The organism is Streptomyces hebeiensis (genome assembly GCF_052983195.1).
Window position 1 is genome coordinate 1,412,076 of sequence record NZ_CM129812.1, and the last position, 20,458, is coordinate 1,432,533.

15 protein-coding genes and 2 pseudogenes are annotated in these 20,458 nt (G+C 72.1%); 10 read left to right on the top strand and 7 right to left on the bottom strand.

Annotated elements, in window-relative coordinates:
- Positions 1 to 87: 87 nt before the first annotated feature.
- Positions 88 to 699 carry a hypothetical protein gene (locus ACU6P3_RS06095; RefSeq protein WP_030752857.1) on the top strand — a complete coding sequence of 204 codons (612 nt, stop codon included), beginning with the start codon at positions 88 to 90 and terminating at the stop codon, positions 697 to 699.
- A 43-nt stretch (positions 700 to 742) separates the two neighbouring features.
- On the opposite strand, the gene soxR is transcribed toward ACU6P3_RS06095, so the two are convergent.
- Complete coding sequence (soxR, locus tag ACU6P3_RS06100) at positions 743 to 1,225, bottom strand: redox-sensitive transcriptional activator SoxR (RefSeq protein ID WP_447196234.1); 483 nt, start codon at positions 1,223 to 1,225, stop codon at positions 743 to 745.
- A gap of 212 nt (positions 1,226 to 1,437) precedes the next feature.
- Here soxR and ACU6P3_RS06105 point away from each other — a divergent pair, with 212 nt between their 5' ends.
- A complete protein-coding gene (locus ACU6P3_RS06105; RefSeq protein ID WP_447196235.1) occupies positions 1,438 to 1,902 on the top strand; it encodes a MaoC family dehydratase in 465 nt (154 codons plus the stop codon).
- A gap of 65 nt (positions 1,903 to 1,967) precedes the next feature.
- On the opposite strand, the gene ACU6P3_RS06110 is transcribed toward ACU6P3_RS06105, so the two are convergent.
- Positions 1,968 to 2,612, bottom strand: a complete 645-nt coding sequence (locus ACU6P3_RS06110) for a TetR/AcrR family transcriptional regulator (protein ID WP_447196236.1) — start codon at positions 2,610 to 2,612, stop codon at positions 1,968 to 1,970.
- 259 nt (positions 2,613 to 2,871) lie between these two features.
- Between ACU6P3_RS06110 and ACU6P3_RS06115 the strand changes: the two genes are divergently transcribed.
- Together ACU6P3_RS06115 and ACU6P3_RS06120 are read left to right on the top strand one after the other, a co-directional pair.
- Positions 2,872 to 3,582, top strand: coding sequence for an ArsR/SmtB family transcription factor (locus tag ACU6P3_RS06115; protein WP_447196237.1), 711 nt, complete (start codon positions 2,872 to 2,874; stop codon positions 3,580 to 3,582).
- A gap of 31 nt (positions 3,583 to 3,613) precedes the next feature.
- Entirely contained in the window at positions 3,614 to 4,729 is a 1,116-nt protein-coding gene (locus tag ACU6P3_RS06120) for a DMT family transporter (RefSeq protein ID WP_447196238.1), read from the top strand.
- Between the two features lie 107 nt (positions 4,730 to 4,836).
- Here ACU6P3_RS06120 and dnaE read toward each other — a convergent pair whose 3' ends face one another.
- On the bottom strand, positions 4,837 to 8,541 hold the full coding sequence (gene dnaE, locus ACU6P3_RS06125) for a DNA polymerase III subunit alpha (RefSeq protein WP_447196239.1): 3,705 nt from the start codon (positions 8,539 to 8,541) through the stop codon (positions 4,837 to 4,839).
- Between the two features lie 220 nt (positions 8,542 to 8,761).
- Between dnaE and ACU6P3_RS06130 the strand changes: the two genes are divergently transcribed.
- Entirely contained in the window at positions 8,762 to 9,709 is a 948-nt protein-coding gene (locus tag ACU6P3_RS06130; RefSeq protein ID WP_447196240.1) for a LysR family transcriptional regulator, read from the top strand.
- Between the two features lie 80 nt (positions 9,710 to 9,789).
- Here ACU6P3_RS06130 and ACU6P3_RS06135 read toward each other — a convergent pair whose 3' ends face one another.
- The 3 genes from ACU6P3_RS06135 to ACU6P3_RS06145 all read right to left on the bottom strand — a co-directional run bounded on the left by ACU6P3_RS06135 (position 9,790) and on the right by ACU6P3_RS06145 (position 14,313).
- Positions 9,790 to 10,779 (bottom strand): CPBP family intramembrane glutamic endopeptidase, encoded by a 990-nt coding sequence (locus tag ACU6P3_RS06135; protein WP_447196241.1) that lies wholly within the window; start codon positions 10,777 to 10,779, stop codon positions 9,790 to 9,792.
- Between the two features lie 590 nt (positions 10,780 to 11,369).
- Entirely contained in the window at positions 11,370 to 12,590 is a 1,221-nt protein-coding gene (locus ACU6P3_RS06140; protein ID WP_447197784.1) for an MFS transporter, read from the bottom strand.
- A 181-nt stretch (positions 12,591 to 12,771) separates the two neighbouring features.
- Entirely contained in the window at positions 12,772 to 14,313 is a 1,542-nt protein-coding gene (locus tag ACU6P3_RS06145; protein WP_447196242.1) for a CitMHS family transporter, read from the bottom strand.
- A gap of 254 nt (positions 14,314 to 14,567) precedes the next feature.
- Here ACU6P3_RS06145 and hmgA point away from each other — a divergent pair, with 254 nt between their 5' ends.
- From hmgA to ACU6P3_RS06160, 3 genes are all read left to right on the top strand, one after another.
- Positions 14,568 to 15,962 (top strand): homogentisate 1,2-dioxygenase, encoded by a 1,395-nt coding sequence (gene hmgA / locus ACU6P3_RS06150; RefSeq protein WP_447196243.1) that lies wholly within the window; start codon positions 14,568 to 14,570, stop codon positions 15,960 to 15,962.
- The gene (locus tag ACU6P3_RS06155) at positions 15,959 to 16,729 is read left to right on the top strand and encodes a GntR family transcriptional regulator (RefSeq protein ID WP_447196244.1); all 771 of its coding nucleotides are present in this window, start codon (positions 15,959 to 15,961) and stop codon (positions 16,727 to 16,729) included. Before hmgA ends, ACU6P3_RS06155 begins: the two co-directional genes overlap by 4 nt.
- 284 nt (positions 16,730 to 17,013) lie before the next feature.
- On the top strand, positions 17,014 to 18,255 hold the full coding sequence (locus ACU6P3_RS06160; protein ID WP_447196245.1) for a type ISP restriction/modification enzyme: 1,242 nt from the start codon (positions 17,014 to 17,016) through the stop codon (positions 18,253 to 18,255).
- 149 nt (positions 18,256 to 18,404) lie between these two features.
- Here ACU6P3_RS06160 and ACU6P3_RS06165 read toward each other — a convergent pair whose 3' ends face one another.
- The gene (locus ACU6P3_RS06165; protein WP_447196246.1) at positions 18,405 to 19,217 is read right to left on the bottom strand and encodes a TetR/AcrR family transcriptional regulator; all 813 of its coding nucleotides are present in this window, start codon (positions 19,215 to 19,217) and stop codon (positions 18,405 to 18,407) included.
- A gap of 176 nt (positions 19,218 to 19,393) precedes the next feature.
- Between ACU6P3_RS06165 and ACU6P3_RS06170 the strand changes: the two are divergent.
- Positions 19,394 to 19,624 (top strand): annotated as a pseudogene (locus ACU6P3_RS06170) (daunorubicin/doxorubicin resistance ABC transporter ATP-binding protein DrrA); the annotation flags it as partial.
- A pseudogene (locus tag ACU6P3_RS06175) lies at positions 19,621 to 20,405 on the top strand (ABC transporter permease). The pseudogenes ACU6P3_RS06170 and ACU6P3_RS06175, both read left to right, overlap by 4 nt.
- Positions 20,406 to 20,458: the final 53 nt, after the last annotated feature.

The following is a 20,458-nucleotide window of genomic DNA, read 5'->3' on the forward strand; positions in this document are numbered from 1 at the left end:
CGGAAGCAATCTGCTTTTTGATGGATCCGAATGGGGCAGACGTACGTCCATTCCTCAACGCCGAAGTACCGACGGAGGTGGCATGCGATGGCCGGATTCCGGAGCCTTGCGAGACAGGTGCGTGACCCGCGGTGCGATCTGGCCTTGCGACGGTATTCACTGCGCAAGTGCCTGGAGCGATTCGCCCCCTACGGGCATCGGGCGACCTGGGACCATCTGTGCGCGCGGCACGGCATCGAGCCCGAGGACAGGGCCCCCGAGCCCGCGCGACTGGTCGCCGCGCTGGAGGAGTTGGAGGAGGCGCGGGCCGTCTGGCTCGCGTACGAAGGGGAGTTCGCCGAGCGGCGCAGGCGTGAGAAGCACGACGGGCTCCGGCGGCCCGGGAGTTTCGACGACTGGCACCGCCGGACCTGGGGCGGGAACGGTGTCGCCCGGTGCGCCGACCCGGCGGTCCATCCGTCGGCGTCGCTCGCCGTGGTGCTGCGCCGGCTGATCGCGGGTCTGGAGAAGGGTCCCGGCGCGACCTGCCCGGTGTGCGCGGCACCGGGGATCGTCTGGCGGCCGGACCTGTCGTGCGAGCCGTGGTCAGGACCGGTCTGCACGGGCTGCGGCATCGTGGTGCCACAGCCCATTCTCACGTCCGAGGCGCTGAATCGGGCGAAGCGGGTCCGGTCGAGGGAACTGGCGTCGGTGGCATGAGATCTGCGGGGGCCGACGCCGGCGACGGTGCGCCCCCGCGGTGTCAGCGGTCCGACGTACGTGCGCGCGCCGGGCGTTCCGGGTACAGGCGCGAGCCCGTCATACGCTCACCGAAGACGTCGTCCGGGTTGGACAGGACACAGGTGTCCAAGGAAAGGCAGCCACAGCCGATGCAGTCGGTGAGGTGGTCCCGGAGACGACCGAGCTGCCGAATGCGCTCGTCCAGCTCGGACCGCCAGGCGCGGGAGAGCCGGGCCCAGTCGTCGCGGTTGGGCGTACGCTCCTCGGGCAGCTCGGCCAGCGCGTCCCGGATCGTGGCGAGCGGTATGCCGACGCGCTGCGCGGCCCGTACGAACGCCACGCGGCGCAACGCGTCGCGGCTGTAGCGGCGCTGGTTGCCACTCGTCCTGCGGCTGCTGATCAAGCCCTTCGCCTCGTAGAAGTGCAGGGCGGACACGGCGGCGCCGCTACGCGCGGAGAGCTGGCCGACGGTGAGCTCATGGACCTTTTCGGGAATCTGTGGCACCCCTCTGAGCCTACTGTCCGCCTCCCACGAACGCGCACACCGCTCTCGTTGACAGCGGCACGAGCACCCCGCATGCTGAGCAGGCGCTCAGCGAGCAGCGGATACCGAGTCGCGGGTGGCGAGTGCCTCTCAGCGCGCCGATCGACACAAGAGACAGCGAGAGACAGCGGGATCCGGGGCGTCACGGGCTGGGAAGGGCAGGGACCGGGAACATGGCCGAGCCGAAAGTCTTCACCTCCGCCGAGGAGCTGTGCGCGGGGGCCGGCGCACGGCTCGGACACAGTGACTGGCTGGAGATCGACCAGAAGCGGATCGACCTCTTCGCCGAGGCCACCGGTGATCACCAGTGGATCCACGTGGATCCGGAGGCGGCGGCGGCCGGCCCGTTCGGCACGACCATCGCGCACGGCTATCTGACGCTGTCGCTGCTGCCGGTGCTCGTCCCGCAGATCCTGCGCGTGGAGAACGTGAAGATGGCCATCAACTACGGCACCAACAAGGTGCGTTTCCCCTCCCCCGTCCCCGTCGGCTCACGGCTGCGCGCCTCCGGCGTCCTGGCGGAGGTCACGGACGGGGGCGAGGGCGGAGTCCAGGTGGTCGCGCGGATCACGGTCGAGCGCGAGGGCGGCGACAAGCCGGTGTGCGTGGCGGAGTCCGTCTCGCGCTTCTACTTCTGACGCGCCCGCCGCTTCTGACACGCCCGCCGTACGCGCCCGCCTCTCCTCACCTGCCTGCCGGTGGCCTACCTGTCGGCGGCCTGCCTGTCGGCGGCCGACACCATGCGCAGTACGAGGCCGGCGTAGAGCGCGCCGACCTCGTCGGGCGTACGCGCCCCCGCGGCGCTGAACCAGCGCGCCACGTCGACGCAGAGCGACAGCACCGCCAGCGTCGTCCCCGGCACGTCGGGCACGTCGAACTCCCCGTCCCGCACGCCGTCCGCGATGATCCGCCGTACCGCCGCGTCGATACCGCGCCGCAGTTCCATGATCTCCGCCCGGTGCTCCGGGCCGAGGGCGTCCAGCTCGTACTGGACCACCCGCGCCGTCGTGTGCTGCTCCGCGTGCCAGCGGACGAAGGAGCGGACGGCGGACGCGAGCCGGTCGGCCGCCGTGCCGCCGCCGTCGGCCGCCGCCATGAGGATCTCCAGCGCCTTGTCGTGGCCCACCCGGCTGATCCGGTGGAGGAGTTCCTCCTTGGTCCTGTAATGGATGTAGAGAGCCGCCGGGCTCATCCCCGCGCGCCCCGCGATATCGCGGGTGGTGGTGGCGTGGTACCCGCGCTCGGCGAACGCCTCGACGGCGGCGACCAGCAGTTTCCTGGCCGCCTCGGGTGCGACCTCGCCCCACGGCGCACCCTCGCCGTCCGCCGCGCGCTCCACCGTTCGCATCGCTCGCCCTCGTCCCCGCCGCTCGTACCCCGGCCGTACCGTCCGTACGACCACTCGTACACCCGCTCGCACCATGACCAGGTCGAACACCATACCGCGCGGGTGAGCAAGCGCTTAGGGCGCGCTTCCTCCCGGGCCGCCATACGTGCTCGGAGCACCTCGGACGGGCGGGCACCGTCCCGGTGCGAACCTGCACCGTCCCGGTGCGGACCGACACCGTACGGTCCCCGCCGAAACGTCCCTGGCGCATTCTGGACGCATGGCCCCTGACACCGACCCCACAGGACCCCGGCTCGCGGCCCTCGCCACGCTCCTCGCCGACGAGACCCGCGCGGCCTTCTGCCTGGCGCTCCTCGACGGCCGGGCCTGGACGGCGGGCGAGCTGGCCCGGCACGCCCGTGTCGCGCCCTCCACAGCCAGCGAGCACCTGGGCAGACTCGTCGCGGGCGGGCTGCTCACCGAGGAGCGCCAGGGCCGCCATCGCTACCTCAGAATCGCGGGACCGGCGGTCGCCCACCTGGTGGAGGACCTGGCCGCGCACGCCGAACCGTCCGGCGAGCCGCCCCGTACGCTGCGGGCCGCGGGCGCGAGCCACGCGCTCGCCCGGGGCCGCACCTGCTACGACCATCTCGCGGGGCGTCTCGGCCTCGCGCTCACGGACGCGCTGACCGACCGGGGACTGCTCAGCCAGGACACCGGGTTCGCGCTGACCGACGGGGGGCTCGGCTGGTTCCGGGAGCAGGGCATCGGCCTGGAGCGTACGGGCCGCAGGCCCCTGGCCCGTCCGTGCCTGGACTGGACCGAGCGCAAGCCGCATCTGGCGGGGGTGGCGGGCGCGGCGCTCTGCCGCCATCTGCTGGCGTCCGGCTGGTGCGTGCGGATCGGCTCCGGCCGGGCGGTGAAGGTGACCGCCGAAGGCGAGCTCGCGCTGCGCGAGCGACTCGGGATCGACCCCGGGATATTGCGGTGAGGCCGAAGGCCCGGCGACGTACGGTCACACCATGACAGGTGCGATACGCGGGACCGGTACGGGCACAGGCGAGGGTGCGCGTACGGGCACAGCCGCGGACACGGGTACGGGCACAGCCGCGGATGCGGGTTCCGGAACCGGTACGGGTACGGGAAGCGGTACGGGTACGGCAGCTCGTACGCCGACGGCCGACACCCCGCAGGGCCCGGCCGCGGCCCATGGCCCCGAGGCTCCCCCGCCGCCGGTGTCCGGCCCCGCTCCCAAGGCGTGGCTGCCGGTCGCCGCCGCCGGGGTGACGGTCCTCCTCTGGGCGTCGGCATTCGTCTCGATCCGCAGCGCGGGTGCGGCCTACTCCCCGGGCGCGCTGGCGCTCGGCAGGCTGCTGACCGGGGCGCTCGTGCTGGGCGTGTTCTGCCTGGTACGGCGCGAGGGAGTGCCGCCCCGGGCGGCATGGCCCGGGATCGTCGTCTCGGGCGTCCTGTGGTTCGGCGTGTACATGGTGGTGCTCAACTGGGGCGAGCAGGAGGTCGACGCGGGCACCGCGGCGATGGTCGTGAACATCGGCCCGCTCCTGATCGCCCTGCTCGGTGGCCGGTTGCTGCGCGAGAGCCTGCCGCCCCGGCTGCTGGCGGGCATGGCCGTGTCGTTCGCGGGCGCGGTCGTGGTCGGTCTGTCGATGTCGGGCGGAGGCGGCGACGCCTCGGTCCTCGGCGTGCTGCTCTGCCTGCTGGCGGCGGTGGCGTACGCGGGCGGGGTGGTCGCGCAGAAGCCGGCTCTGGCGCGGGCGAGCGCGCTCCAGGTGACGACGTTCGGCTGTGCGATCGGCGCGGTGGCCTGTCTGCCGTTCGCGGGCCGGCTGGTGGACCAGGCGGGCGGGGCGCCGGTGTCGGCGACGCTCAACATGGTGTACCTGGGCGTCTTCCCGACCGCGCTGGCCTTCACGACCTGGGCGTACGCCCTGGCCCGTACGACGGCGGGCCGGATGGGGGCGACCACGTACGCCGTGCCCGCGCTGGTGGTCCTGATGTCCTGGCTGGCCCTCGGTGAACTCCCGGCCCCGCTCACCCTCGTCGGCGGGGCGCTGTGCCTGGCCGGCGTGGCGGTGTCGCGCTCGCGCTCCCGCGTGTGCCCGCGCCGACCGGCCTGACACGTTCCGGCGACCGTACGGATTCCCTCAGGCGTACGGATCGCACCGGCCGTACCGATCGCGCCCGCCGTACGGCCGTGCCGCCGCGTCTCCCGTCCCGTTCCGCGTCATGCCAGGCCCAGCCACGCGTCGGCCCCGAACGTGCCCTTCACGTCGGAGGCGAGGGTGGTGGCGTCCACCTTGGCCTGGAGGGCGTAGACGGTGGTCTTGCGCGCACCGCGCACGCGCAGGTGGACCGGGTGGTCGCCGGGGTGGGCGGCGAGGATCCTCCTCAGTTCGCCCACCGACCGCCCGGTGATCCGGTGGGCGGGGATCGCGAGGCGGACGGGGGGCCTGCCGCCGTGCTCGGCCGAGGACACGTCCAGCACGCCGAGTTCCCTGCCGAAGATGTTCAGAGTGCCGTCGCGGTCCTCGATCCTGCCCTTGACCGAGATCACGTTGTCCTCGGCGAGGGCCTGCTCGACCAGCCGGTAGGAGGCGGGGAAGAACAGGACTTCGACGCCGGCGTCGCGGTCGGCGAGGTTCACGACGGCCCACGCGTTGCCCTGCTTGGTCACCTTGCGCTGGACGCCGGCGATCAGTCCCGCCAGCCGTACCTCCCCGGTGGTACGGCCGGAGGCGAGGAGTTCGGCGATCGTGCAGTCCCGGGCGCCGGCGAGGATGTGCTCGGCGCCGTCCAGGGGGTGGGCGGAGACGTAGAGGCCGAGCATCTCCCGCTCGGTCGCGAGCAGCCGGCGGCGCGGCCACTCCTCCTCGTCCACGGGGAAGTCCAGGCCGAAGGCCGTTCCCGGGCCACCGCCGTCGGGATCGTCCGAGCCGCCCAGGCCGGCGAAGAGGTCGTCCTGGCCGAAGCCGGCGGCCTTCTTGACGGGGATGATCGCGTCGATCGCGTCCTCGTGGACGGCGGTCAGGCCCTTGCGCGTCTGCCCCAGGGAGTCGAATGCTCCGGCCTTGATCAGGGATTCCACGGCCCGTTTGTTGAGCGCGGGCAGATCGGCCTTGTCGAGGAAGTCGGCGAAGGACGTGAACTTCCCCTTGCCGCGGCGCGCTTCGGCGATGGCCTCGATGACGCCGTCGCCGACGTTGCGTACGGACCGCAGCCCGAAGCGCACGGTGTCACCGACCGCGGTGAACTCCGCGACGGACTCGTTCACATCGGGTTGCAGCACGCGGACGCCGTTCGCGCGGGCGTCGGCGAGGTAGATCGCGGCCTTGTCCTTGTCGTCACCGACCGAGGTGAGCAGGGCGGCCATGTATTCGGCGGGGTAGTTGGCCTTCAGATAGGCGGTCCAGTAGGAGACCAGGCCGTAACCGGCGGTGTGGGACTTGTTGAAGGCATAACCGGAGAACGGCAGCATCACGTCCCAGAGGGCCTGGACGGCCTCGTCCGAGAAGCCGTTCGCCCTCATCCCGCCGTGGAACTTCTCCCACTCCGCGGCCAGGACCTCCGGCTTCTTCTTGCCCATCGCGCGGCGCAGCATGTCCGCGCCGCCCAGGGTGTAGCCGGCCAGCTGCCGGGCGATGGCCATGATCTGTTCCTGGTAGATCAGCAGGTGGTGGGTGGAGCCGAGGATCGGGTCCAGGGCCTCCTTCAGCTCGGGGTGGATGGGGGCGGGCGCCTGCCTGCCGTTCTGGCGCAGCGCGTAGTTGGTGTGGGCGTTGGCGGCCATGGGGCCGGGCCGGTAGAGGGCGTTGGCGGCGGCGATGTCCTCGAAGCGGGTGGGTTCCATCAGCTTCAGCAGGGCGCGCATGCCGCCGCCGTCGAGCTGGAAGACGCCGAGGGTGTTGCCCTCGGCCAGCATCCGGTAGGTCTTGGCGTCGTCCAGCGGAATCACGACGGTGGCGGTGTTCCCGCCGGTGTGCCCGGCGGTGTGCCCGGCGGGAACACCGGCGTGGCTTCCACCGGAGTCGCCGTCGAAACCGTTCCGGCTCCCGCCGGAGTCGCCGTCCATCGGGTCCACGGTGGCCAGCCTGATGCCCCGGTTCTCCCGGATGTTCTCGAGGGCCTGGTCGATGACGCCCAGGTTCCGCAGCCCCAGGAAGTCCATCTTGATCAGGCCCATCGCCTCGCACGACGGGTAGTCGAAGCCGGTGATCTTCGCGCCGTCCGCGGCCCGCATGTGCAGCGGGATGCGGTTGGTCAGCCGGGTCTTGGAGAGGATCACCGCGGCGGCGTGCACACCGGTGCCCCGGGTCAGGCCCTCCACCCCGCGGGCGGTGTCGAGCACCCGCTTGACATCCGGCTCGTTGTCGTACATCTGCCGGAGCTCGCCGGCCTCCGCGTACCGCTCGTGGGAGGGGTCGAAGACGGCGTCGAGCGGGGCGGACTTGCCGTTCTGGTCCGGCGGGAGCGCCTTGGTGATCCGCTCGCCGTGGGAGAACGGGTAGCCCAGGATGCGCGAGGAGTCCTTGATCGCGTTCTTGGCCTTGATCTTGCCGAAGGTGTTCACCAGGGCCGTGTAATCCTGGCCGTACTTCTCGGTGACGTAGCGGACCATCCGGTCGCGCCGGCGGTCGTCGAAGTCGAGGTCGACGTCCGGCGGGTTGATGCGCTCGGGGTTGAGGAACCGTTCGAAGAGCAGGCCGTGCTCCAGGGGGCACAGCTCGGTGATGCGCGTGGCGTACGCCACGATGGAGCCGGTGGCCGAGCCCCGGCCCGGGCCGAGCGGGATCCCGTTGGCGCGGGCGTACCGGCAGATGTCCGCCACGACGAGGAAGTAGGAGCTGAAGCCCATGGGGCCGATGACCGCCATCTCGGTCTCGAAGCGGTCCATGACGTGCGGGGGAAGAGGATCGCCGTAGCGCGCCGCCAGGCCCCGGAGGACTTCCCCGCGCAGCCAGGACTCCTGGGTCTCGCCCTCGGGCACGTCCGGGTAGCGCGGCATCTCGTCGACCTGGTCGAAGACCTCGTCGTAGGACTCGACCCGCTCGGCGATCAGCAGCGTGTTGTCGCACGCCTCGGGCAGTTCGCGGAACAGGTCCCGCATCTGTTCGGCGGTCTTGAGGTAGTAGCCGCTGCCCTGGAAACGGAACCTCTTGGGGTCGTCCTTGTTCTTGCCGACCCCGACGCACAGCAGGTTGTCGTGCGCGTCGGCCTGGTCCTCGCGGACGTAGTGCGCGTCGTTGGTGGCGAGCAGCGGCAGGCCGAGTTCCCTCGCCAGCCGCAGCAGCCCGTCGCGGACCTGGCGCTCGATGGCCAGGCCGTGGTCCATCAGTTCCAGGAAGTAGTTCTCCTTGCCGAAGACGTCCCGGTAGTCCGCGGCGACCCGTTTGGCCTCGTCGTACTGTCCGAGCCGCAGCCGGGTCTGGACCGCGCCCGAGGGGCATCCGGTCGTCGCGATGATGCCCTCGGGGTGTTCGCTGATCAGCTCCATGTCCATCCGCGGCTTGCCCGCGGGGAACTGGCCCGTGTACGACGCCTCGGTGGACAGGAGGAAGAGGTTGCGCAGGCCGCGGACGTTCCGCGCCCACATGGTCATGTGGGTGAAGCGGCCGCCGCCCGAGACGTCCTTCGACCCCTCGCCGTCGTCCGACACGGCGCGCTGACCGCCGGGCCCCCAGAATTCCTGCTTGCGGTTGCGCCGCGAGGACGGCGCGACGTACGCCTCGATCCCGACGATCGGCCTGACGCTCTCGAAGTCCTTGGCCACCTGCTGGAACTCGTACGCGCCGAACATGTTGCCGTGGTCGCTCATGGCGATGGCCGGCATGCCCTGGCGCTCGACCTCGGCGAACATCGGCCTGAGCTTCTGCGCGCCGTCCAGCATCGAGTACTCGGTGTGGTTGTGCAGATGGACGAAGGAGTCCGGCACGTGTCAGTCACCTCTCAGGCACCTCGGGGCATGTGGGCGGCCGTCTCGGCCGCCTCGGCACCTCCCACGGGACGACGCGGGCGGGGACGGCCCCGGAGCGGCTCCGGCGGGGCGACCACTGGTTGACCGAAGCCATCAAAGCGGGCCGCGCGTAACGGAATCAAACAACCAATTCACCCCCGCCGGACAACCACTCGTTGTGCGTATCTACGATGCCGACGTGGATCTCACCGCCGTACGCACCTTTGTCGCCGCCGTTGACGCGGGACAGTTCCAGCTCGCCGCCGCCGAGCTGGCGATCACCCAGCAAGCCGTCTCCAAGCGCGTCGCCGCGCTGGAGAAGGACCTCGGCGTCCGGCTGTTCGCCCGCGCCGCGCGCGGGGTGCACCTCACCATCGACGGGCAGGCGTTCCTGCCCCATGCCCGCGCGCTCCTCGACGCCGCGGACCGGGCGTCCGATTCCGTACGCCCCGGCCGGCGCCCCCTGCGTGTCGACGTGATCCGCCGACGGGTCGCGGTCGCCGGCGTGCTACGGGACTTCCACCGCGCCCACCCCGAATTCGACCTCGACGTCATCACCCTCTTCGCGTCGGAGGAGGCGATCGCGGCCGTCCGGGCCGGCACGATCGACGCGACCTTCCGCGCCGTCGTCGCGCCCGGACGGCCCCTGCCCGACGGCATCGAGGCCGTACCGGTGCTGAACGAGCCGCTCCAGCTGTGCGTCGGGCCGGGCCACCCGTTCGCCTCGGCCCGCTCGGTCACGCCCGGCCAACTGGCCGGTCACCGCGTCTGGATGCCCGGCAACGAGCCGGGGACCGAGTGGACCGCCTACTATGACGCCCTCGCCGCCGAGTTCGGGTTCACCATCGACACGATCGGCCCCAACTTCGGCGTCGACGCCCTCATCGACACCATCGCCGACTCCTCGACCCTGGCGACGTTCCTCAGCGACCGGACCCCCCTCGTCTGGCCCGTGGGCCACGACCTGCGGCGCGTTCCGCTGCGCGACCCGACCCCCGTCTACCCGCACTCGCTGCTGTGGCGCGTCGACAACCCGCACCCGGCGCTCGCCGCGCTGCGCGAGTACCTCGAGTCCCCGCGCCCGGACGATCCCGGCACGGACATCTGGATACCGGACTGGGCCCGGAGCGTTCACCGGGAGTCGTGACCGAGCCTCTGCCACGTCCCGAGGGGCGCCGTGCGCGGTCGTCGGCCCGGACACCTGGCCCCTCGGCTTCCTCGCCCACGTCACCTCGTGACGGACGAGATCCCCCCGGACTCGGCGGCCGGCTCGCCGGAGACGGGTGCCGCGCCGGAGGCGGGTGCCGCGCTTTCCGCCGGGTCCCGGTAGCCGAGACGGCCACGGGTCGCGACCAGGATGACGAGGGCCGCGGCACCGGAGGAGACCAGCAGGACCGTGTGGGCGCCGTGCTGCCAGTCGTACGACGGGAACATGTCCGCCGCGGCGACCGAGACGTAGGTGTTGATGCTCACGTGCAGCAGCATGGCCAGCGGCAGACTCTCCCCGGTCCGGTTGAACACCCAGGTCATGACGATGCTGACGGTGACGGCACCGGCGACGAACACGACGGGGGTCACCCAGTCGATGTCCGGCCAGCCGCCCCACTCCGTGAAGAACAGCGGAAGGTGCCACATGCCCCACAGCGGCCCGAGGATGAGCGTGCCCTTGAGCGGCCCGTACTTCGGCTGGAGGCGCGGCAGCGCGAAGTCCCGCCAGCCGGGCTCCTCCGCGAGCCCGGTGGTGATCATCTGGAAGGCCAGCATCGGCAGGTAGGCGGCCAGCACTGCGACGGACGGCATCCGGACGTCTCCGCCTGCCAGCGGCAGTGTGGTGATGATGAGGACGAGCGGAACGCTGACGACGACCGCCACGTACCAGCGCGGGCCGACCCGCCACTTCGTCAGCCTCCCGGCCCACTTCCGCAGCCCGGCGCGACCGTCGGTGGCGGCCGTCACGAGGAACGCCGCCGTGATCGGCCCGAGGTACGCGCCGGGCAGCACCCCGACCAGCTGAGTGCTGCCGAGCAGCACCGGGATGTTCAGCTCCACCAGCCCGAGCCCGGTCTCGGCCACGACGTACGGCGTCCACGCGGCCCAGCTCAGTGCCGTCGCCATGACGAAGAACCAGATCAGTGGCGCCCGGCTGATGACCCCGCGCAGCCCGCCACGGGCGGGGCGGTGCACGGTGGGCGGGCTCGTACGAGTGTGGACTGACACCACATGCTCCTAGGGAAGACGGCGTGCTCTCGGCGCACTTTCGGTGTGATCAGCACACCAGCCGCCGGGCAGCCGATCACTACGGCGCGGTCCCGAATGAGGGGTGTAGCGGAGTACACCACCGGGGGCCGGACTTGGGCTGTTCACCCCTTCGTGTGCGACCGAGCCGGGCAACCGGCCTGTTCGGGACACACGTGATTGATTGAGCGATGTGGACAGTACGACGCGCCGGCGTGCCTCTGTCGTCCCCAGCCTCTCGAAAGACCCCGGACTCACCGGCGGTCAACCCTTGGAGCACGGACGAGGAGGGCCTGCCGGTCGTGGGGAACACCGCCCTGACGGCGGCGCTGCCGTCCCTGGTCCCGGACGAGTTGGAGTGGAACACCTCCCCCGCCCAGGACCCCTACTGCACAGCGGTGTACGACTTCACCCACTGGTGACCCCGAACGGCTCCGGAACGGGCGCCGACCGGTGCCGGGCGGCCCGGCGGGCGGACCGGCCGTCCGCCCGCACGGCCTGCTCATCCACCGCGCGTACGGCAGGTATGGCGCGTGCGGTACCGCTTGACGCAACGCCTCACGCGAGAGGCGTCAGATCACCGGTCGCCCCGGCGGCCCGACAGTTCCGGACTCCTCCGCACCGGACCCCTCCGTACCGGCGCCCTCCGCGTCGCGCCTCTCCGTACCGGCGTCCGCCGTTTCTTCCGTCCCCGTACGGCCCGGTCCTCGCGCTCCCAGGACTCCCGCCAGCAGCAACAGCACCCCCAGCATCACGAAGGGCGCGGCCGTGCCCACCAGGCCGGCGACCAGTCCGGCCGAGGCGGGGGCCGCCACCTGGCCCAGGCGGTTGCCGGTCAGGCGGAGGGCCAGGGCTGTGGAGCGGGCGCCGTCGGGGGCGGCCCGTACGACCGTCGTCATCGACAGCGGCTGGCCCACCCCGAGGCAGAACCCCAGCGCCGCCAGCATCACGGCCAGCGCCCACACGGGCACCGGCAGGGCGATACCCGCGCACAGCAGCCCGCCGGTCAGGCACGTGACGGTGAGCAGGACCGTACGGCCGAGCAGGCGGAGCATCGGGGTCATCACCAGGCGGCAGGCGATGGTGGCCGCCGCGCGCAGGCTCAGCAGCAGGCCGACCACGCCCGGGGCGATACCGCGCTCCTCGCCGATCACCGGCAGGTACGCGGTGAGGACATCCGTCGCGGAGAGCACGGCCAGGCTGATGAAGATGCCCGCGCCCACGCCCCGGGTGCGCAGGATGCCCAGGACGGGGGCCTTGCCGGACGGTTCGGAAGCGGCTCCCCGCACCGCCGTACGGTCCTCGATCCGCCAGAGCGAGGTGCAGGCCACGGCACCCGTCGCGGCGGCGGCCAGCAGGGCGAGGGCGCTCGTGCGGGCCATCTCGTCGCCCTGTCCGGAGACGAACAGCCCGGCCGCGACCGGGCCCATGAGCTGTCCCAGCGAGACGCCGATGGTGAAGTGACCGAAGTTGCGGTCCTGGTCCTCCGGTGCGCTGCGGCGGGCGACGATCGACTGGCCGCCGATGACGAAGCAGAGGTGACCGAGCCCCATCACACCGCTCCAGAAGGCGAGGGAGGCGAGCGAGCCCGCCAGGCCGCTGAGGGCGCACCCCGCCGATATCAGGACGACACCGACGACCAGCAGCGGGGCGCACCGGCCCCGGTCGGTCCTGCGGCCGAGCGGCACGGCGGCGATGAGCGGCAGCAGCGCGTACGCGCCGGCGATCACACCGACGGCACGTTCGTCCGCTCCCACGCCGAGGGCCCGGTAGGCGGTCGCGGGCCGCGCCATCGACACCGCGCACTGGGCGAACGCGAAGGCGATGACCAGGCGGAGGAGCCAGCCTCTTCCCGGCTTCCTCCCCGGTCCTCTCCCTCTCGTCACGCCGCCGCTCGACCCCGCACCCGACCTCGCGCCCGACTCCGCACTCGCCCCATCGGGCACTTGTTTCCCATCGCGCTTCATCACATCGTCAGATGATGCCGAACAACAGTCCGGCACCGAGCACCACCAGCGAGGTGAGCGCCGCCCACTTCACGGTGAACTTGGTGTGGTCGCCGAACTCGACCTTGGCCATGCCGACGAGGACGTACACGGCGGGCACGAGCGGGCTCGACATGTGCAGCGGCTGGCCGACCAGGGAGGCGCGCGCGATCTCCAGCGGGGAGACGCCGTGGGCCGCGCCGGCCTCGGCGAGGACGGGCACGACTCCGAAGTAGAAGCCGTCGTTGGACATGAAGTACGTGAGCGGGATGCTCAGCACACCGGTGACGAGGGCCATGTGCGGGCCCATGCCCTCGGGGATGGCGCCGACGAGCCAGTCCGCCATGTGCTGGACCATGCCGGTGCCGGTGAGGACGCCGGTGAAGACGGCGGCGGCGAAGACCATGCCGGAGACGTTGAGGACGTTGTCGGCGTGGGAGGCGATCCGGGCCTTCTGGTCCGCCATGTTCGGGAAGTTGACGGTGAGCGCGAGCGCCGCGCCGAGGAGGAAGAGAACCGGGATCGGCAGCAGCTCCATGATCATCGCGGTGAGCAGGGCGATGGTCAGGGCCGCGTTGAACCAGTAGAGACGGGGGCGCAGGGTGGGCCGGTTGGGGTCGAGCCCCTGGAAGCCCGAATCGCCCGTGCCACCCGGGCCGCTCGCCCCGTCAGCGCCGTGAGCACTGCCCGCACCGTCGGCGCCGGTCGTACCGTCCGCGTCACCGGAGCCGCCGGCCGTACCGGCACCCGAGCCGCCGCCCTTGCCCGTGCTCTTGCCCGTGCCCGTTCCGCCGCCCGCCGTCGTGGCGCTGCCCGCCTTGACCAGCACCTGCTCCGTGCGCTCCGTCGCGGACCCGACGCCGCCGGCCCCGCCGACCGTCCCGGCCTCGGTCTCCAGTGCCTCGTCGAGCGTCAGCACGCCCAGGCGCTTGCGCTCCCGGAGGCCGAGGACGTACGCGAGCAGGAAGACGGCGAGCAGGCCCACGGCGAGCGCCGGGATCATCGGGACGAACACATCACCGGCGTCGACCTTGAGCGCGGTGGCCGCGCGGGCCGTCGGGCCGCCCCACGGGAGTGTGTTCATCACGCCGTTCGCCGTGGCGGCGACACCGGTCATCACGACCCGGCTCATGCCGAGCCGCTTGTAGAGCGGGTACATCGCGGAGACCGTGATCATGAACGTCGTGGAGCCGTCACCGTCCAGCGAGACGATCGCGGCGAGCACGGCCGTGCCGACCACGATCCGCATGGGGTCGGCCTTGCAGAAGCGCAGGATGCCCCGGACGATCGGGTCGAACAGGCCGACGTCGATCATCACACCGAAGTAGACGATGGCGAACATCAGCATCGCCGCCGTGGGGGCGAGGTCGCCGACCCCCTTGAGGACGTAGTCGCCCAGTTGCCCGCCCTGTCCCACGATTACGCAGAAGAGTGCCGGTATCAGCACGAGCGCCGCGATCGGCGACATCTTCTTCATCATGATCAACACCAAGAAGGTGGCGATCATGACAAAGCCGAGGATTGTCAGCATGGGGCCCCTCACGTTCACCCTTGAACTTCCGCCTGGCACGGCGGTCCGGATGACGTTAGGGCCGGTTTCCACGCGTTAACAAGATGTTGACACGTGAGCAATACGAGCAAAACCCCAGGTCACGACGGGGCCAGAGGCGGCGGCCCGGCGGCCGCGAGGGTCGGGGACCGCGCGTGGACCGTTGACGCGCCGGACCAGCAATCCTACGGTTCACCATAGGATTCATTGACTCTCGATCAGGAGCGGACGAACCCATGAGCGGCATCGACAAAGGCGTCGTGACCGACCGCGACGCGACCGACAGCCATGCGACGGCCGGGCACGCGACGGGTGTCGAACAGGCGCGGAAGGCGGCCGAGGGCCTGGCGCACTCACCCGGCTTCGGCAACGAGCACAGCTCCGAGGCCGTCCCGGGCGCGCTGCCGCTCGGCCGCAACTCCCCCCAGCGCGCACCGCTCGGGCTGTACGCAGAACAGCTGAGCGGCACCGCCTTCACCGAGCCCCGCGCCCACAACCGGCGGTCGTGGCTCTACCGCATCCGCCCGTCGGCCGCGCACCCGCCGTTCGTACGGATCGACAACGGCGCACTGCGCGGCGCGCCCTTCACGGAGACGGTCCCCGACCCCAACCGGCTGCGCTGGGACCCGCTGCCGGAGCCGGCGCCCGGCACCGACTTCCTGGCCGGGCTGTGGACACTGGGCGGCAACGGGGACGCGACGCGCCGGGAGGGCATGGCGGTGCACCTCTACCACGCCAACTCCCCCATGACCGACCGGGTGTTCAGCGACGCCGACGGCGAGCTGCTGATCGTCCCCGAGCACGGCGGTCTGCTGCTCCGCACCGAACTGGGCCTGCTCGCCGCGCGCCCCGGCGAGATCGCGCTGATCCCGCGCGGGCTGCGCTTCCGGGTGGAGCCGCTGGACGGGACCGCGCGGGGCTATGTGTGCGAGAACTACGGCAGACCGTTCGCCCTGCCCGACCTCGGCCCGATCGGGGCCAACGGCCTGGCCGCCGCCCGGGACTTCCTCGCGCCCGTCGCCGCGTACGAGGACGTCGAGCGGCCGACGGAGGTCGTGAACAAGTTCTGCGGGAACCTGTGGGCCGCCACGTACGACCACTCCCCGCTCGACGTCGTGGCCTGGCACGGCAACCACGTGCCGTACGTCTACGACCTGCGCCGCTTCAATGTCATCGGGTCGATCAGCTACGACCATCCGGACCCGTCGGTCTTCACCGTGCTGACCTCGCCGTCCGACACGCCCGGCCTGGCGGGCGTGGACTTCGTCGTCTTCGCGCCGCGCTGGCTGGTCGGGGAGGACACGTTCCGGCCGCCGTATTTCCACCGCAACGTGATGAGCGAGTACATGGGGCTGATCGTGGGCGCGTACGACGCGAAGGCGGAGGGGTTCGTGCCGGGCGGCGGGTCGCTGCACAACATGATGTCGGCGCACGGGCCGGACCGGGAGACCTACCGGCGGGCGAGCACGGCCGAACTGCGACCGCAGAAGATCGACGACGGGCTGGCCTTCATGTTCGAGACGCGCTGGCCGGTGACGGTGACGGAGCAGGCGGCCGGGGCGGAGCACCGGCAGCGTGCGTACGACACCGTCTGGGAGGGGATCGAGCGGAATTTCGAGGCCCCCCGGTGACCGCCTTCGCCCCCGACTCGCTGCTCCTGAACCGCAAACTGCCGCTCTGGTACCAGGTATCGCAGTCGCTGCGCGCCTCCATACTCGGCCGGCGGCCGGAGGACCCCCTGCGGCTGCCGACGGAGGAACGGCTCGCCGAGCACTACGGCGTCAGCGTGCTGACGATGCGTCAGGCGCTGAAGGAGCTGGAGGAGGAAGGTCTGATCAGCCGGCACCGGCGGCGCGGCACGTTCATCGAACCGGGCGCGCGGCGCGGCGCCCCGCGCCGGCTGCTGGGCTCGATCGACGCGGTGGTGGCCCAGCAGTCGGGCGAGCGGACGACGGTCCTCGGCCATGGCCCGGCCCCGGTGCCCGGTGAACTGGCCGAGCACTTCCCGGGGTACGACGAGGTCGTCACCTACCGGCGGCTGCGCCGTGACGGCGAGAGCGACGAGCCGGTCAACTGGGCGGAGAACGCCGTCCGTCCGGACGTGGCGGCGGGCCTCGACGTGACGGATCTGGAGCGCTGGCCGATGACGAAGGTGCTGCGCGACGCGGTGGGCATACGGATCAGCCGCATCACGGACACGGTGGAGGCGCGGCTGGCGGACCCGGTGACGGCGGAGCTGCTGGGGGTCCCGCTGCTGAGCCCGATCCTGCACTACACGGGGGTGACGTACGACGGGGGCGGCCGGGTGGTGGATGTGGCGCGGATCCGCTACCGAGGGGACCGGTTCTCGTTCTCGGTGACGGTCGAGGCGGATCCCGGCGGCTCGGTCGGGGCCTGAGCGACGACTCGGACGCCACGGTCCGGGCACACGCGAAGGCTCGGTGGCGACGGCCCGGGCACGCGAAGGCCCGGGCATGAAGGCACGGGCGGCGGCCCGCACAGGTGAACCGAGCGGCGGCCCGCACGGGTGAAGCCCGGCCGCCCCGGCCCCGGCCGGGACCCCTATGGTTACGATGCGCCGGACGAGCCCGGGCGGCGGAGGCCACCGGGCAAAGAGACAGAGGGGCAAGAGGGGCAGAAAGTGACGGGGAGGACCGTCCGCATGACAGGAGGACCGTCCGTATGACGGAAGGGCCGCTCTCGGACGCTCCCCTGCTGGGCGATCTGATGCCGTGGTCGGTCGCTCCGCTGCGCTTCGGACGGAGCTGGGTGCTCGCGCCGGACGCCGGTTCCCTCACCGCCCGGTGGGACCGGCTCGTACGCGCGCGCGGCGACGAACGCGACGTTCTGTTCGAGCCGAGCCGGCACCGTACGCAGCACACCGCGGTCGCCGCACTGCCGGGTCACGCCACCGGGACCGGACGGTTCGTACGGGAGGAGGGACGGTGCCCGAGGCCCGTTCGGGTGCGGCACGGGCCGTTCGACGAGCAGTGGCTGATCCCCGACCACCGGCTCATCGACGCCGCGCGCCCCGAGCTGTGGCGTGTCGGCGACGACCACCAGCTGTTCGCCGTCGAGCAGGGGTACGTGCCCCAGGCCGTGGGCCCCGCCCTGCTGGTGAGCGCGCCGCTGCCGGACGGCCGCTCCCCCGCCGGCCGGCCCGGCCGGATCCGCCCCCTCTACCGCCGCCCCGGTGGCGTCGAGCCGAACCTGGCCCCCGGACTGACCGGCGTCCTGTCCGGGCGGTACGGCCACGAGGTCACCGCCGACGCGGTGCTCGCGTGGGCCGTGGCCGCCGCCGTCGCCTCCCCGGCGGGCTGTGTGGTGCCCCTGCCCGCCGACCCCGGCCTCTGGGCGACCGGCGTCGAACTGGGGCGCCGGATGACCGGGATCCAGCTTCGCGGGGCGCGCGGCGGCGAGCGCCCCCGGCTGCCCGGCGGCCGACGGCCGTACGTACGTGCTGCCGTTCCGGCCCGCCCGGAGACGATCACGTACGACCCCGCCGACGAGGCCCTGTGTCTCGGAGCCGGCCGCGTCTCGCCCGTGCCGGCCGGGGCCTGGGACTTCCGGGTGGGCGGGGTACGGGTGCTTAAGCTGTGGTTCGAGCGCCGTACGGCTCCGGCCCGGCCGGGGTCCCTGGCCGGGATCCGACCCTCGGCGTGGCCGCAGGAGTGGACCTCCGACCTGCTCGAACTGATCACTGTGCTGGCCCTGCTCGCGGAGTCGCGCGCGGAACTCGGCTCCCTCAGGCGCCGGTTGCGCCCGGAAGGCGCCGGCCCCGGCGACGGCGCGTCCGGGGACCGGATCACGAGCGCCGAGCTGCGCGCGGCGGGTGTCCTGCCGGTTCCGGCCTCGGCCCGGCGGCCCGCGTCCGTGCTCGACCACCACGAGGAGGGCCCGGACGGCCAGTTCGCCCTCTTGTAGCACCGTCGGGGCGGCCGGGCCCGGCGGCCCGAGCGCGGCGGGTCCCGCCGCTGTCGCCGCGCCGCGTGCGCGGACCGCCCGGCCCGGCCCCGCCCCGTGAGGAGAGCCCCTCCCCCGGGGTCACGGCCACGGTCGGGTCGTACGGCCGCTCAGGCCCCGGCCCCGCCCGAGCCGTCCGAGCCGCCCGTTGCCTCCGAGCGGCCCGAGCCGCCCGTACCCTCCGAGCCGCCGGGCCCGTCCGTGCCTCCCAACGTCTTCTCGAACGAGTTCAGCAGCCGCTCCAGCGCCCGGTCGAAGGCCCCGTCCAGATCGATCGGGCCCGCGTTCTCCACGAGGGACGCGGCCAGGCGCGGATAGCGGCCCGACGCGAGTGCGCGCCCCAAGTAGGCCGAGCGCACGGCGTGTTCGCGCTCCGGCGGCCAGGGCAGCGAGCGGTCGCGCTCGGCGGTGGCGAGTTCGTTGGCCACATAGGCGGTGACCAGGCCGTTGACCATCGCCAGCAGCTCCAGCTTCGCGCCGTACGTCCCCTCCAGGCCGTCCAGGCAGCTCAGCCCGTACTCCAGGTACGCCAGCGCGTTGGGGCTGAATCCGTAGACCGGTGACATCAGCCTGGGCACCCAGGGATGTCGGTGCATCATCGCCCGCGCCTGGCGGGCGAGGTCGGTCAGGTCCGCGCGCCAGTGTCCCGACGGCTTGTCCGGCAGCACGTACTCCCCGCCGACCAGGTCGACCATCAGCTCGTGCAGGTCCTCCTTGCGCGGCACGTAGTTGTACAGCGACATCGTGGCGCAGCCCAGCTCGGCGGCGACGCGCCGCATCGTGACGGCGTCGAGGCCGCCCTCGTCCGCGATCCGGACGGCCGCGGCCGCGATGTCGGCACGCGTGTACGCGGGCCGCGGGCCGCGGGTCGCGCGCTGCGGCCGGTCCCAGATCACCTCGGGTTCGGCGGGTCGCCGTGCCATGGATCATCACCTCGCCCACCATCCTAGTTACGTACGCCGTACGGAGTGCGCTACCGTGGGCCGCATGATAACTACGTACGCCGTACACAGTGAAGGCCTGGCAAAGAGATTCGGTGAGGTCCATGCCCTGCGCGGGCCGGCTCGCCGAGGAGCGGACGGAGGCCGCCACCCGGGCGGCCCTGGTCGCGGCGGCGGGCGTGCTCGACCACCTCACCGGAGCGGAGCCCGTGCTCCACCGGGAGAACAGGACCGTGGGCGCGGTGGCGACGGACCCGGCGCTCACCCTGCCCCGGATCGTGCGGGAGCTGGACGCGGCGGGCGTGCCCGTGGTCGACGTGAGTCCGCGTCCGCCGACGCTGGACGAGGTGTTCCTGCGGCTGACGAACCGGAAGGGGCTCGCGGCATGAGCACGGTGGCGTACGACAGCGGAGCCGTCCTCGGCCGGCACCTGAGGCGGATCAGGCACGCGCCGGGCGTGGTGCTCCTGACCCAGACCATGCCGATCACCATGCTGCTGTTCTTCGGCTATGCCTTCGGCAGCGCGCCGGCGATGCCGGGCACCGAGTACCGCGCCTATCTCGTACCCGGTCTGCTCGCCTCGACGGCCGCCGGGGGGGGATCATGACCGGGATGTTCCAGGCATCGCACGACGCCCAGCGCGGGATCATGGACAGGTTCAGGACAATGCCGATGAGCAGGGCGGCGGTGCCCCTCGGACAGACCCTGGCGGACATGATCACGACCGCCGTCGGGCTGGTTCCGCTGCTTCTCGTGGGACTCGCGGTGGGGTGGCGGATCGAGGGCGGAGCGCTCGACACCCTTGGCGCCATTGGGCTGTTGATGATCTTCCGGTTCGCCGCCAACTGGGTCGGCACCTATCTGGGACTGCTCGTCGCCAACGAGGAAGCCGCTGGTCAACTGGGTGCCGCGACCTTGATCCTGCCCCTGCTGCCCAACGCCTACATCCCCACGGAGGGGATGACGGGATGGCTCAGGACGGTCGCCGAGTGGAACCCGATCTCCGCCGTCTCCATGGGCGTACGGGCCCTCTTCGGCAACGCGGCGCCGGCCGCGGACGCCGCCTGGCCCGTGGCCCACCCGGTGGCCGGATCCGTCCTCTGGTCGCTGCTACTCCTCGTACTGTTCGTACCACTGGCCGTGCGACGGTACGCCAACGGCGCGAAGTGAGGTCGGCGGCGTCACATGCGTCAGAGGCGCCACGGGCATGGACGAGGACGGAC